15 protein-coding genes are annotated in these 13228 nt (G+C 40.2%); 10 read left to right on the forward strand and 5 right to left on the reverse strand.

Annotated elements, in window-relative coordinates; translation table 11 throughout:
• Positions 1 to 75 precede the first annotated feature (75 nt).
• On the forward strand, positions 76 to 972 hold the full coding sequence (locus R2Q66_RS07900; protein WP_316747598.1) for a hypothetical protein: 897 nt from the start codon (positions 76 to 78) through the stop codon (positions 970 to 972).
• Positions 973 to 1074: 102 nt separating this feature from the next.
• Positions 1075 to 1887, forward strand: coding sequence for a hypothetical protein (locus tag R2Q66_RS07905; protein WP_316747600.1), 813 nt, complete (start codon positions 1075 to 1077; stop codon positions 1885 to 1887).
• 30 nt (positions 1888 to 1917) lie between these two features.
• On the opposite strand, the gene R2Q66_RS07910 is transcribed toward R2Q66_RS07905, so the two are convergent.
• Positions 1918 to 2652: a DUF5675 family protein gene (locus tag R2Q66_RS07910; protein ID WP_316747601.1), complete on the reverse strand. Its 735-nt coding sequence runs from the start codon at positions 2650 to 2652 to the stop codon at positions 1918 to 1920.
• 487 nt (positions 2653 to 3139) lie between these two features.
• On the opposite strand from R2Q66_RS07910, the gene R2Q66_RS07915 reads away from it, so the two are divergent.
• From R2Q66_RS07915 to R2Q66_RS07935, 5 genes are all read left to right on the forward strand, one after another.
• The gene (locus tag R2Q66_RS07915; RefSeq protein WP_316747603.1) at positions 3140 to 3970 is read left to right on the forward strand and encodes a DUF6266 family protein; all 831 of its coding nucleotides are present in this window, start codon (positions 3140 to 3142) and stop codon (positions 3968 to 3970) included.
• 390 nt (positions 3971 to 4360) lie between these two features.
• A complete protein-coding gene (locus R2Q66_RS07920) occupies positions 4361 to 4945 on the forward strand; it encodes a DUF6088 family protein (RefSeq protein WP_316747605.1) in 585 nt (194 codons plus the stop codon).
• 125 nt (positions 4946 to 5070) lie between these two features.
• Complete coding sequence (locus R2Q66_RS07925; RefSeq protein WP_316747607.1) at positions 5071 to 5724, forward strand: FadR/GntR family transcriptional regulator; 654 nt, start codon at positions 5071 to 5073, stop codon at positions 5722 to 5724.
• A gap of 1 nt (position 5725) precedes the next feature.
• Positions 5726 to 6559 carry a sulfite exporter TauE/SafE family protein gene (locus tag R2Q66_RS07930; RefSeq protein ID WP_316747609.1) on the forward strand — a complete coding sequence of 278 codons (834 nt, stop codon included), beginning with the start codon at positions 5726 to 5728 and terminating at the stop codon, positions 6557 to 6559.
• 4 nt (positions 6560 to 6563) lie between these two features.
• Positions 6564 to 6953 (forward strand): DUF1634 domain-containing protein, encoded by a 390-nt coding sequence (locus tag R2Q66_RS07935; RefSeq protein WP_316747611.1) that lies wholly within the window; start codon positions 6564 to 6566, stop codon positions 6951 to 6953.
• A 63-nt stretch (positions 6954 to 7016) separates the two neighbouring features.
• Here R2Q66_RS07935 and R2Q66_RS07940 read toward each other — a convergent pair whose 3' ends face one another.
• Complete coding sequence (locus R2Q66_RS07940; protein WP_410479396.1) at positions 7017 to 7568, reverse strand: TerD family protein; 552 nt, start codon at positions 7566 to 7568, stop codon at positions 7017 to 7019.
• Positions 7569 to 8018: 450 nt separating this feature from the next.
• On the opposite strand from R2Q66_RS07940, the gene R2Q66_RS07945 reads away from it, so the two are divergent.
• Positions 8019 to 8687 carry a GIY-YIG nuclease family protein gene (locus R2Q66_RS07945; RefSeq protein WP_265844182.1) on the forward strand — a complete coding sequence of 223 codons (669 nt, stop codon included), beginning with the start codon at positions 8019 to 8021 and terminating at the stop codon, positions 8685 to 8687.
• 88 nt (positions 8688 to 8775) lie between these two features.
• On the opposite strand, the gene R2Q66_RS07950 is transcribed toward R2Q66_RS07945, so the two are convergent.
• Positions 8776 to 9657 (reverse strand): hypothetical protein, encoded by an 882-nt coding sequence (locus tag R2Q66_RS07950; protein WP_316747617.1) that lies wholly within the window; start codon positions 9655 to 9657, stop codon positions 8776 to 8778.
• Between the two features lie 109 nt (positions 9658 to 9766).
• Between R2Q66_RS07950 and R2Q66_RS07955 the strand changes: the two genes are divergently transcribed.
• The gene (locus R2Q66_RS07955) at positions 9767 to 10666 is read left to right on the forward strand and encodes a cation diffusion facilitator family transporter (RefSeq protein WP_316747619.1); all 900 of its coding nucleotides are present in this window, start codon (positions 9767 to 9769) and stop codon (positions 10664 to 10666) included.
• A 43-nt stretch (positions 10667 to 10709) separates the two neighbouring features.
• On the opposite strand, the gene R2Q66_RS07960 is transcribed toward R2Q66_RS07955, so the two are convergent.
• Positions 10710 to 11627, reverse strand: coding sequence for a bestrophin family protein (locus tag R2Q66_RS07960; RefSeq protein WP_316747622.1), 918 nt, complete (start codon positions 11625 to 11627; stop codon positions 10710 to 10712).
• 121 nt (positions 11628 to 11748) lie between these two features.
• Between R2Q66_RS07960 and R2Q66_RS07965 the strand changes: the two genes are divergently transcribed.
• Positions 11749 to 12546, forward strand: coding sequence for a DUF72 domain-containing protein (locus R2Q66_RS07965; RefSeq protein ID WP_316747623.1), 798 nt, complete (start codon positions 11749 to 11751; stop codon positions 12544 to 12546).
• A gap of 18 nt (positions 12547 to 12564) precedes the next feature.
• Here the strand turns inward: R2Q66_RS07965 and R2Q66_RS07970 are convergent, their stop codons facing one another.
• A complete protein-coding gene (locus R2Q66_RS07970; RefSeq protein WP_316747626.1) occupies positions 12565 to 13227 on the reverse strand; it encodes an ATP-binding cassette domain-containing protein in 663 nt (220 codons plus the stop codon).
• Between the last annotated feature and the right edge of the window lies 1 nt (position 13228).

A 13228-nucleotide genomic window follows, 5' to 3' on the forward strand; every position in this document is an offset into this window, starting at 1 on the left:
ATAATTTCTGTTCTCCGATAATAACCCGTATATTCAATTGACTTACAGCAAATTAACACATCAAAAACACTCCCCATGTCTACTCGAAATGAAATACTTAAGAAACAGTCAGAGTTGATAGAAGTCCTAAAAAGAGATGTGACGAGTTATTCTTCTATTCCTGGTGTGCATCATATTGATGTAGGCCTAAAATATATAGATGGAATCAAAACGAACGAGATCAGCATACGTTTTCATACTTACAAAAAGAATTCAAAGAGTTTTTTAAAGTCATTGACTGTTCCTAAAATGATTAGTGGTGTCCGAACTGATGTAATTGTTTCCAACCCGATACTGAATTCCAGAAAGGGTAAAGTTGCACTCCAAATCCTGGGAGGAGTTGAAATTGCAAATGCCCATATGATGGAATTCGGCACTTTAGGTTGTGTGTTACTACATCAGTCAGGGAAACATGTTGGTTTAACAAACCACCATGTTATAGTTGGATCAATGGGCGGTAAGGGAGAAGAAATCATTCAACCCTACTCCCCGACTTCATCTAAAAGCCAAGTCATCGGGGAAATTTTAGAGTTTAATAAGGACCTTGATTGTGCAATTTTCACTTTAAATAGCCAACGAAAAGCTAATATTTATAGTATAGAGGGTTTTAATCAACTTTTCACAGAGTCTAGTCAACCAGTAATCCACGACCGTGTAAAAAAATCTGGCATTACAACTGAAATCACCTATGGCGAAATTGAAGGCATCAGTTTAAATGGCAGGTTAACCATCAGCTGTATACCCCAAAGACCGAATCCCGGTACAAAAATTTCTGATCAAGGAGACTCCGGCTCACTTTGGGTAATCGACTCTGAAACAAAAGGGGTTGCTATGGGCCTACATTATGCGGGTGAAAGCAATTTTAGCAAAGCTTATGCTTATGACATTAATCTTATTTTTAAAGCTCTAAATATCAACACAAAAACTCCTTAAACCATGAAATTAACGTTCTATTGTTTACTGCTATGTCTATGGTATTCTAACACAAATGCTCAATTGTATAATTACAATTCAAAGGGTAAAAATCGGGTACCATTGGCTTATGAGAAAATTGTTTTATCCACAAGCGAATTGGAAAATACTCAAGCATTCCCAGCATTTTTGCTTAGCGCAATCCCTGCAGCAATTGGCGTGGGTACCAGTTTTGCTAAAACAGCATTAGATAAGAAGGCACTAAGTTACGCTTCAAGTTATTCTGGTACATTAACAAGTAAGGAGCTTTGCTTTTTTGATGGTGCTTTCAATCCATTTTCGCTTAATATCACCAGAAATACATTTGAAAAAAAAGACAGTCTACCCAAGGAATCTGCTATTATAGTTCTGGAAACGGTTGCAGATGGAGCATTATACCGGTTTAAGCTGAAGCAACTTGTTTTGAATGCTTCAAAGGCAAGAGTAAGAAAAGAAAGTGAAAAAACTGGAAAAACTATAGACCTTAACATTGAAATCCAGGTAAGCGTTGTTTATAGAGACAGTTGGAAACTCGATTCTATCAGCCCTAAAGAAAAGATTCCTCGTTATTCCTTAAAATCAACTATTTTGGGCACTTCAGCTATTACTGTTACTGGTATTGAACCTGGAAGTCCATATATTTTGGAATCAGATAATGACAATGCATTATATTCAGACTGGTTTCAAAAGATTCCTCAACCTAGTCTTAACTCTGAGCTAACTACTATTCTTGAGAACAAACATGAGAAGAACGAATGTTGGACTACAATAAAGGTTACGGTTAAAGAAGCGAACCCTTATGGTGTGAAGGCTACTACAATTGCCGAATTCTTTAGTGGCAGCCAGGAAAGCTTAACAGATTTACTAAAATCTTTTGTTCCTCCACAAAAAGAGTAAAAAACGGTCCTATTAATTGGCAGTTTATGATTAGTTCTCGCGTCTGTAATATACTTCTGCACTATCCCATGGCCCGTCCTTTTTTGAGGCATATTCCCAGATACCGCCATGAATCGGAAACCGATAATAAGTATTAGGCCCTCGGTATTTTATATAAATAAATTTCAGGTCTCGTTTGTATTCATTATTTACCAGGCGTTCAGGCCCGTACAACCATATATCATCCTTTGCATACTCCCATTCAACATTGTATTCATTTATGAATTTTGTCCTTGCAACAGTGTATTTAATTTCAACTTTGATATCCACGTCTGGGGAAGATATTGGCTCCCCTGTGGTTCCATAGAATTCAGAACGGAGCCTGTTAAATGCAATTTCACTCCCAGCTATTCTGTTTTCCTTATTGTACACTTCATCACCTACCAGCACGCACCCTTGAATCTGCGAAGGGTAATTACCTATATGGAGTTGTACGCCACTTCTATTAGGCACATTATTTAACTGGACTCTCCATTGATCCTTCTTGTCATACCTGATTCGTGCAGTGTAAGTCCCTGCGGGAATAGAACTGATGTAGCTGGCATTATTCTGCCAGGGCAATTCCAACGTATGGCAAACAAAATTTCCATTAATAAAAAGCTCACCAGTAGTGGAGCCGATGTTTTCAGATGTACGTATAATAGTAAGGGTAAAATCCTTTGCCGATACATTCAAACCACAAAGGCAAAAAAAGCCTAAGAAGAAAGTGAGCAATATCTGTTTCATAATTTATTGGGTTATCCCAAAATACGGATTTTAAATGACCGCGTCAACCCGAATTACCACTTTCCTATTCATTACGTTTGAGCTCTTATTAACTGTTAATAGGGAGTATTATCTTATACCTAAGCCTGATCTTACCGTGTACCCTCCATCATCCCAAACTTATCGGATTGAAAAAAGTAAAACCTATCCAAAACTGACCACCATTGTTATCCTTCGAAAGCATTATTAAGACCATAAATTGAGATTTCAGTTATATTACGCTTCCCCCTCCTACCCATATGAGCCCCACATGCGGATACATTTCCCAGGTCTTCACTTGATCCTCCATAGGTGGTTGATAGGACCTTATTAGGTCAAATAGACCTAACAAAGTCTATTATAAGTCCTTGTAATCATTAATTTAATTAAGCCTCAATACGAACATATCCCGAAAGGATTCCGTACATTACCCTTACAAACTATTGTAAATCAATCAACAACGCAACTCATGGGCAGCTTAAACAATGGACTATTTGGAGGATTTAATGGCCGGGTGGGCAACCTGGTAGGTTATATGTTAAACGGGAAGTCAGTAATTAGAACCGTTGGACACAGCACCAAATCGCTCACAACCGCTAGAAAAGCCAATTGTGAGCAGATGACGGTTGTAAATGACTTTCTAAGGCCAAATATGAATTTTATCAGATCTGGGTTTAGGCTAATCACGGCCGGAACGGATAAGAACTTTTACAATGAAGCCGTTTCTTACAATAAGAAGAACGCTATTCAAGGGGTATATCCAAACCTCAGCATAGATTACAATAAGGCCTTGGTTAGCATGGGAAGCCTGTTAAAAGCAGATACAACCACGATTTCTAAACATGCAGATGGCATAGAATTTAAATGGGAAGTGCCGGCAGATCTACCCTGGAGAAACAGAAACGACCGTGCCATGCTATTGATCCATTTTCCTGACGCAAGGGTATCTACTTATGTCCTTAGCGGATCGAGAAGACATGTGGGGACTGAGGTGGTCGCTATCGACGGAAACCTCTCAGAAAGCCGCATGGAGACCTATATTTCTTTTATCGATGAAGACGCAACAGAGATTTCAGACAGTGTTCATGCCGGTTCTTTAAATCATAACGACACAGAAATCGAGAAAAAAGAGAAAGTGGAGCAAACTGCGAAAGCTCCGATAACTGTAATTCCGAAAGCGCAACCGAAAGCAAACCCTAAAAAAACCGCACAACAGCATAATTCCTTCCGTTGGACCAGTTCTCAATTCAATACTTCCTCACCTGTTTACAATTACACCTTTTACGCTCCTCCATCCTGACCAAACACGGCTCTACAACCCAATATTTAAGCGTAAAACCCAACCGCTTGTTCCTTTTAATGCCTCAAAACATTAGAATACAACCAAGTTATGCCTTCTTGAATCTGTCTCCGAAAATAAGTTGCCCCCTATAAGATCCATCCAGTACTATACTGGGTATGGATACCCTGATCTATATCAGGGCATAGCGCAAAAGCAAATCCGCTATCCTTTAAAGAGCGACACTGACTACCTTCCGTTCGTCAAAATACAACAGACCTATTAAACACACACCCCTGTAAAACAGCACAATATCACACGCAAAAAACCAACAACAATTGCATGAGATAGGACCGTAATCCATGCAACACTACACTTTAATCTTTATATTTGTGTTGGAGAATTCATATAATGCCTAAAGCAGAAACTTTAAAAAACCATCTTAAACCCGGCACAATTTTCCGCCGTTCAGATTTAAAACAATGGTCAAAATCAGTGGATCGTGAACTTGCAGAGCTTTTCAAGGAAGGTACATTACAGAAAGTTGCCCCAGGCATTTATCATTATCCCAAAACGAATGCTTTCGGGAAAGAACCACCAGAAGAAGAAAAGTTAATCAGGAAGTTTTTAAAAAGCGACAAATTTCTGATTACCACATACAATCACTTTAACGGACTAGGTCTGGGAACAACTCAACTGTATAATCAAAAGATTGTTTACAATCATGCCAGAAGTGGCGAATATAAACTAGGTAATCTCAATTTTTTATTTAAAAAGAAAAACTCTTTTCCGGACCATCCTACAAAAGAATTCATCTTTATTGATCTGGTAAATAATTTGAAAGACCTCGCAGAAGATCAATCAGTAATTCTAGAGAGAGTTTTCAAAAAGGTAACTGATATGAATACAGCCGTTTTCAAGGAAGCGTTGATTCAGTACGGCAGCCCCAAGACAAGAAAACTACTTGCAGCAGCCACAAAAACCCTAAAAGACTGACACCTAATCAGAAGAAAACAGAAACATCCCAAACTGCTATTTCCGTCTATATTCTGTCACATTCCACATTAAAACATCTGATGTTTACCCGCCTGATATACATTTGAAACATCAGATGTTTAAACATGAAGAAAACGATAAAACTGTCCGACAAGGTCATCATTGAGATCAAGAAAGACATCGCCTCCGGCAAATTGAAAAAGGGCGAAAAGATCCCTGCGGAGCCAGAATTGATGGAACACTACAGTGTTGGCCGGTCTACTATCCGCGAAGCGATAAAAACACTATCCATCTCCGGCATCCTAAAAGTGCAACAAGGATCAGGCACTTTTGTAGTATCCAAAATCAAAGACGAATCCCTTTCCCAGCGTTTAAAAAGAGCAGATTTTGAAGAGATCAACACGGTCCGTTCTTTATTAGAAAAGGAAATCGTGCGGCTCGCCAGTCAGCACCGTACCGAAACAGATCTGACAACCATCGAAAACTTCCTCCATCAAAGGAAAAAAGCAATTGAAGAACAACAGCAGAAAAAATGTGCAGAAGCAGATATTGCCTTCCACATCAGCATTGCTAAAGCTTCCGGAAATCGGGTGCTGTCCGACCTCTATGAGAACTTCAGCTCTGTCATGCGCAATTTCTTCGAACTCAGAGACGCGGCAGACATCAAACACTTCAGCAACAGTCAGCATTTGCATGAGGCTCTATTTGAAGCGATCAAAAGACAAGATCCAACCCGGGCCGAACAACTCACCACCGACATCTTAGACAACAACTATTAATATGAATATTTTAATCTTTACCCTCATCCTATTATTGGGGGCTTACCTGGCCGGACTTGCCGGCTCCTTAACTGGCCTTGGAGGTGGCGTAGTCATCATTCCGCTCCTTACTTTAGGCTTCCACGTAGACATCCGCTATGCCATTGGCGCGGCATTAGTTGCCTCCATTGCCACTTCATCCGGCTCTGCGAGTGCCTATGTAAAAGAAGGAATTACCAATGTCCGCCTGGGGATGTTTCTGGAAATTGCCACTACTGCCGGAGCTGTTTTAGGGGCCATCCTCGCGATTTACACCCCTGTTAACCTCGTAGCAATCCTCTTTGGCGTCATGTTGATGTTCTCTGCAGCGATGACTTTAAGAAAAAAACATGAGACTGCTTTGCAGGAAGGCAGTAACCTTTCTTACGCCTTGAAATTAAACAGCAGCTACCCTACCAAAGATGGCCAGGTGGAATATAAATTAAAGAATGTGGCCGGAGGATTCTCCATCATGACCATCGCAGGTGTACTTTCCGGATTATTGGGCATCGGTTCCGGCGCTTTAAAAGTGCTGGCCATGGATAGTGCCATGCGCGTTCCTTTTAGAGTGAGCACCACCACCAGTAATTTTATGGTTGGTGTTACGGCAGCTGCGAGTGCAGTAGTGTACCTGCAAAGGGGCTACATTGATCCGGGGATCGCTTTTCCGGTGATTATCGGTGTGCTTGCCGGTGCTTTTACAGGCTCTAAACTACTCATGCGCATCAATGTGAAATCGCTGAAAGTGATATTTTCTTTCGCAATTACGCTTATAGCACTGAACATGATTTACAACGGTATCCACCATAAATTCTAATCAAATGGAAAAGAATAAAAAAGTGACCGACTATGATATGCAGCAGCTGATCGGTCAGGTTTTAAGAATTGGCGTACTCAGTTCGGGGATTGTCGCCATTATAGGTGGGATCTGGTATTTGTTTCAAAGTGGATCAGGAATTCCTGATTATACCGTATTTAATGGAGAACCTGCCGGATATACCAGTCTACCGGGAATCATTAAAGGTTTAAAAGCTGGAAGTGCGAAGGAAATTATACAATTGGGTGTCGTGATTTTGATTGCCACGCCAATCCTGCGCATCGTTTTCTCCTTATTCTCTTTTATACTGGAAAAAGACAAGCTTTATGTGGTGATTTCTTCGATTGTATTGCTGATTATACTGTTCAGTATGTTCGCCGGACTCAAAGTATAAAAGGTACAGGAGATAAAAATCTGGTTGTCTGCTGACAATTGATACAGACAACCAGATCTTTTATTATTCGTATTTATTCAGGTAATCCTGCAATCCGCCATTCATACCGGCGCCTACTGCTTCAAACTTCCATTCTCCGTTTCTACGGTAAATTCTACCGAACTCAACCGCGGTTTCAATAGAGAAATCTTCTTCAAGTTCATACTTCATCAGCTCCTCCCCGTTTTGATCCACAATGCGGACAAAAGAGTTTCTCACCTGACCAAAGTTCTGTTTACGGTTGGCCGCTTCATGAATGGTCACTACGATACACAGTTCCGAAACCCTCGGATCTACCTTAGAAAGGTCTACTTTGATGCTTTCATCATCGCCATCGCCTTCCCCGGTTAAGTTATCACCGGTATGCTCAATGGCGCCATCCGGAGATTTCAGGTTATTATAAAACACAAAATAGTCGTCTTCAACCAGGCGTTTGTTCTCGCCAAGCATAAACACCGAAGCGTCTAAATCAAATTCATGTCCGGTTGCACTGTTCGTATCCCATCCCAATCCTACTGTAAATTTAGGAGCGTTGATGTTTTCGCGCTGTCCTTTTCTTAGGTTAATAGCCATAATCTTTCTGGTTATTTTTACAAAATATTCTAATCGTATATCGCAATTTACGGTTTTATGGAGGATTCAGCAGCTTAGTCTTAGAAAAAATACAAAGGAAAACGCTTCCTAAATCCTTCATTTGGTTAGGCTTCTCTAACAATATCAAAATACTTTCACAGAAGAGGTCAAATTTTTAAAACATTGGCACAAAAAATCCAAATGTGGAACGGATATTGCTAATCTTAGTCAGGATCCCCGTTATATAAGCAGGTCAGAATTGACGATTCCCCCTTGTCTGTCAATTTTTCTCTAGGAATACTTTACGTTATGATTAATAGCGTTAACCTCTAATTATTTGAGGTATTATGGAAAGATAATCAGAATATTAATTAAATATTAATTGGACAAATTTATACTGATTGCGCTAAATCAGTTTAAAGCCAATAAATATGACTAATTTTGGAAATGACAATGAAGCACCTAATAACAAAGGAACAGGAAACTTTTTTAAAAAAGCACAAGATCTCATCCGAACTATTGTTCGATGCCGAAGGAGAAGAGATATCAGAAAATTTGCAGAAAAGTATGACTGAAGCTGACAAGGTGATTGCTTGCAACACCGCGCCATGCACGGAGAATGACACCCATACGTTAAGAACAATTGGAGGTTTTTGTCCACAATGCGATACGACTAAAATTGCTGCTGCTTTAAGGGAACTTAAACCAGGTTACATTTACTTCTCAGGGTCCAAAAGAGGAGGATTAATTAAAATCGGTTCAACAAACGAAGGAAAGAGTAAGACACTTACCTTAAATTTAGCTACTGCAAAAGATGGCGGTTATGATGACTGGGAATTACTTTTCAGCGCAAAAACTCCAACCTTAGGAAGAGTAGAACGTTTAGTAACGGATAAACTTGCAGAATACAAAGCAGCTTACCAAAGTGAAAAAAGTGGTAAACTACAAAACGGTGGTGAACTATACAGATGTTCATTCCTGAAAGCTAAAGAAGCTTACCTTGCAGTTGTCGAAGAAAACCAATTCGAATTTACTCAGGTTAACGAAAAGAAACACATCACTTCTGAATACCAATTCAAGAACTTGAAAATGACAGCTAGAAAAGCAGTTATCGAAGCATAACTCTTTATCATTGATATAAGACCTTCGGGTCGCTCAAAAGACCAGTAACTTTATGATACTGGTCTTTTCTTTTGATATCAATCCCCCCTTAGGGCTTCTTTACAATTAAATCATCCAATACAGGAATATTAGTTTTCAATTGATCCAGGCTACTCCTGTATTTTGACAAATCCTGTTCTTCTTTCGGACTAAGGCGGTCTTCATTTTTCAATTCATACTTTACGCCCTTTAAAACCAGCATACTGGTATAACAATCCATCGCCAGGTTATAGGCTGCAAAATCTGTTGATGGAAATTTCATCCCCTGCCAGTCGATCACATGAGAGTTTTCTTTTACCGTTGCAAAAGAGAAGGCACTAGATAGAATCTTAGTTTCTTTTGGTGCGAAAACAACTCCATCTTCCGCTCCTTTGATCCCGCTCCAGCCATCATTAAGGTCTTGGGTTGAGCCATAACCGATCACCGTTTCATAGGTAGTCAACACCTGATCACTTTCATTGGTGAAGGCGCAGAAAATGACGAAAGCCCCGTTTAGGGAATCTACGCGTAATGGTTTGGCTTTTAACACACTCAACTTTGCCTTTAAAGCGTCTGATTTTTGCTTTTTAGCTTCCAGCACAGACATTTCCTTTTCCAGCTTGTCGATTTTTCGCTGGTGATCTGCTTTGACATAGTCATTGGCCAGTGCATAGGTTTCGGCTAAATCCTTACCATTCAAGCGCCTCCGTACAAGCTCGTCAAAGCTTTGTTTCCTTAATTGGCTTTGATGATCCCTGTCGTAGATTGCAGACATAGCCAGCACTCTTAAAGCGATCTCCAGCTTCTCTTTTCCGGCAGCATCAAGACCAGCCGCTATCTTTTGCTTTGATTCTTCAAACTTCTCTTTTGATCCGCCTTTGAAACTATCCTGACTAAAACCCAGGACCGGGGAAACCATCAAAATCAACAACAAGTATCTATTCCATTTCATAACCATCACAATTTTTGTACAGCAGGCATCCTATAGAAAGTGCCTGACTAAAACGCGTTAAAGGTAAACTATTAAAAAGTTTTTTTGTTATTCAGAGAGAACAGCCGCTATGATTAAAGACAATAAATCTATATACAGTGCTTTGGCCGCTAATGTGCTCATCGCCATTACCAAATTTATTGCCGGCGGTTTTACCAACAGCTCTTCCATGATTTCGGAAGGGATTCACTCTATGGTAGATTCCATCAACCAGATTTTACTGTTATACGGGCTTAAAAAAAGCAGAAAATCGCCAGATCTTTTGAGACCTTTTGGATACGGTAAAGAACTGTATTTCTGGTCTTTTATTGTGGCGATTTTAATATTCGGACTGGGTGGAGGAATCTCCATTTACCAGGGGATACAACATATCATTGAACCGGAACCGGTAACCAATCCCCTAATCAATTATGCCGTCTTGATCTTATGTATGCTATTTGAGGGCTGGTCTCTACGCATTGCCATCAAAGAATTTGACCAGCAAAGAAATGGACAGACCTGGTGGAAGGCCATTGTGAAAAGTAAAGACCCATCCAGCTTCCTCGTGCTTTTTGAAGATGGCGCCGCAGTAATGGGCTTATTTATTGTTTTCATTTTCATGTTAATCGGCCACAACTTCGGACTGGATTGGATGGATGGACTGGCCTCCGTATTGGTTGGCTTATTATTGGTTTTTGTTTCCGCTATTTTAGCCAGAGAGAGCCGAAGTTTGCTCATGGGCGAAGGTATTGCCCCTGAAACCAAAGAAAAAATCAAAGCACTGGTAGAAAAAGATGAGTCGGTGATCAGGATTTCTAATATCATTTCCACTTATCAATCTCCGGAAGAAGTTTTATTGGTGATCATTGTGGTATTTCAACCAGATATCGATACGGAAGACATTACAGATGCCATTAGCCGAATTAAGGAAGCGGTTAGAAAGGAGTTTAAGTTTATCAAATTTATAATCATTCAGCCTGCAGAAGGCTAATTTCAACTTAGTCATTGCGGCTGATACTGGATCCTGATCTGGCTTAGTCCAGAATACCTTCCGAATTTTGAGTCGCTACAGGGACTGGCTTCCCTCCCATTTCCAACAGCGTAGTTTCAATCATCGTGGTCATCGCATTTAAAGCCAGATCGTTCGGCTCAGTTCCAAAAGGCTCTTCTATTTCATCAGCAATTGCTTCCAGCGCTACAAAGGTGTAGGCGATAAAGCTCACAATAAAAGGCGTTAACCAACTCAGACTGTCCACAAAACCAAAGGGCAGTAAAAAACAATAAATATAAACGGTACGGTGTAATAGAATGCGGTAAGTATAAGGAATTGGGGTAGAAGCGATTCTTTCACAAGCACCAACAATGTCTGATAACTTATCCAGATTCTGATCAAATGAGGCCTGAATGATTGTATCAATTTTCCCGGCTGCTTTGGCTTTTTGTACCCATAATCCCATTTCTTTCATCAGCAGGATAGGCTTGTAAATTGCCGCTGCTAATTGCTTACTTAATTCCGGATGAAGCCTTTTCTGGAGGTCTTCGGTAGCGTCTGTACCGCGTAACTGGTGTTTTAAGGCATAAGTGAAGGCAATCAGGTAATGAATAAAGGTATCCACTTCCTTACTTTCCGGAGGATAACCAGTCAGAGTAAGGGCTTGTCTGGCAAGGGATCTGGTGTCGTTTAATAGTGCCCCCCAAACCTTTCTCGCTTCCCAGAAACGATCATAACTGGCATTGTTTCGAAAACCTAAAAACAAGGCTAAGGCAATTCCGAACAAGGTAAATGGTGCCGGACTTAAAGGAATCTTGAAATCGAAAAGTTTCCCCTTTAGATAGACAACACAAACAGAAAATATAAACAGGAGCAATAATCTGGGAAGTAACTGTGGTAAAACAGATCCCTTCCAGATAAAAAGCATTTTAAACCAGTGTTCATTCTTCCTTATGATCATAAGGTCAAAAGTCTGGTTTTATTTGTAATTCACCGCATGTGTTGGGAAGGAAAACACGCTGCCCGGAAGGAAAATATAATCAAGCAATGAAACCAAGCTCTTTCTGGCTTGTTATAGGGGTATGGAAAACGTTCTCTACTCTGGCACCAGCGGTTTAATACTCCCTGTCCCTAATAAGCAATATTATCCTCCTGAGTTCCGGGACAAAAGCAGGTTAACTTATTATAGTTCCTTATTTAACAGCATTGAGATTAACAGCTCTTTTTATAAGGTTCCTATGCCTGCTACCGTAAAAAAATGGTCCGAAAGTGTGGCTGATGATTTCAAATTCACCTTTAAACTGTGGCAGGGAATCACACATCAAAAAGAGTTTTCATTTGATCGGGAGCTGCTGAGAAAATTTATACATACGATAGATCAGGTAGGCGATAAAAAAGGAAGTTTGCTGGTACAGCTTCCTCCGGGTACAGGGGTTAAGCATGTCCCTCAATTGCTGCGCCTGATGCATACCATCCGTGAAGAGAATCCTTCCTGTAGCTGGGACCTGGCCTTAGAATTCCGTAACCCGTCCTGGTATGTGGAAACAACCTATAATTTAATGCAGGCATTTGATGCCGGGCTCGTTTTACATGATAAACCGGGTGCTGCAACTCCGATGATCCATCATCGGACGGATTTCATTTACCTCCGTTTCCATGGGCCTAAGGGAGATTACAAAGGAGGGTACGACGATAATTTCCTGACAGAATATGCGGGTTATATCCACGAATGGAAAAGAGAAGGAAAAAGGGTATATGTCTATTTTAACAATACCGCTGGCGATGCGATTCGCAACCTGCAAACACTAAATAATGAACTGGATAGGCTGTTTATGTATGATATACATAATTTGAAATTGAAGGTTCATATCAAATACTAGCATCATTTCATTTGAAAATTAATGGCTTAAACGGGCATAGCCTAACCGTTCCAGGTCTTCAATTTGGTTGACTAAATACACCTGCTCCTCTGCTAAAACATATAAATCATTAGCAAGATCCAGCACCTCATGGTACATGTGATCTGTAATCAGAAAACCTTTATTGCCTTGTTCTTGTCTAATCAATTCTTTTACCGCAGTAATCATTAATGGACTCAAATGAGAAAAAGGCTCATCCAGCATGACAAACTCAGATTTAGATTTAATCAGAACATAAGTCTCTACCAAACGCCTTTGTCCGCCAGAAAGCTGCCTGATCTTACTGTTATATTTCTGCTGGAATTCCGGAAAACACTTTTCAAAAGCTGCAAAATCCAGACTAAAATCTGAAAACACTCTGGTTAAAGATAAATGAGCAGGAATGAAATTATATTGAGGAAGGTAAGAAAGCAGCTCATGGTGTTGGTAAGCTTTAGGCACAGATTTCCCATCGAAACGAACCGATTTATTACCTGGAACAAGATTACCGAATATGAGGTTCATCAGGCTCGACTTTCCAGTACCATTCCTGCCTAACAGGCCGGTAATTTTACCGGTTTCACATTTCAGGTACACGTTTGTCAGGATCTCTCTTTCCCCAAATTGTAAGTGTACACTATCTACTTCTAATCGATGCGTCATA

Origin of the sequence: Pedobacter gandavensis (assembly GCF_032677645.1) — a bacterium.
In the GTDB taxonomy this organism is placed as follows: Bacteria; Bacteroidota; Bacteroidia; order Sphingobacteriales; family Sphingobacteriaceae; genus Pedobacter; species Pedobacter gandavensis_A.

Coding starts and splice junctions, on each gene's coding strand:
- R2Q66_RS07900 (WP_316747598.1), top strand. CDS start 76: ATGTCTACTCGAAATGAAATACTTAAGAAACAGTCAGAGTTGATAGAA.
- R2Q66_RS07910 (WP_316747601.1), bottom strand. CDS start 2,652: ATGAAACAGATATTGCTCACTTTCTTCTTAGGCTTTTTTTGCCTTTGT.
- R2Q66_RS07915 (WP_316747603.1), top strand. CDS start 3,140: ATGGGCAGCTTAAACAATGGACTATTTGGAGGATTTAATGGCCGGGTG.
- R2Q66_RS07920 (WP_316747605.1), top strand. CDS start 4,361: ATGCCTAAAGCAGAAACTTTAAAAAACCATCTTAAACCCGGCACAATT.
- R2Q66_RS07925 (WP_316747607.1), top strand. CDS start 5,071: ATGAAGAAAACGATAAAACTGTCCGACAAGGTCATCATTGAGATCAAG.
- R2Q66_RS07930 (WP_316747609.1), top strand. CDS start 5,726: ATGAATATTTTAATCTTTACCCTCATCCTATTATTGGGGGCTTACCTG.
- R2Q66_RS07935 (WP_316747611.1), top strand. CDS start 6,564: ATGGAAAAGAATAAAAAAGTGACCGACTATGATATGCAGCAGCTGATC.
- R2Q66_RS07945 (WP_265844182.1), top strand. CDS start 8,019: ATGAAGCACCTAATAACAAAGGAACAGGAAACTTTTTTAAAAAAGCAC.
- R2Q66_RS07950 (WP_316747617.1), bottom strand. CDS start 9,657: ATGAAATGGAATAGATACTTGTTGTTGATTTTGATGGTTTCCCCGGTC.
- R2Q66_RS07955 (WP_316747619.1), top strand. CDS start 9,767: ATGATTAAAGACAATAAATCTATATACAGTGCTTTGGCCGCTAATGTG.
- R2Q66_RS07960 (WP_316747622.1), bottom strand. CDS start 11,627: ATGATCATAAGGAAGAATGAACACTGGTTTAAAATGCTTTTTATCTGG.
- R2Q66_RS07965 (WP_316747623.1), top strand. CDS start 11,749: ATGGAAAACGTTCTCTACTCTGGCACCAGCGGTTTAATACTCCCTGTC.
- R2Q66_RS07970 (WP_316747626.1), bottom strand. CDS start 13,227: ATGACGCATCGATTAGAAGTAGATAGTGTACACTTACAATTTGGGGAA.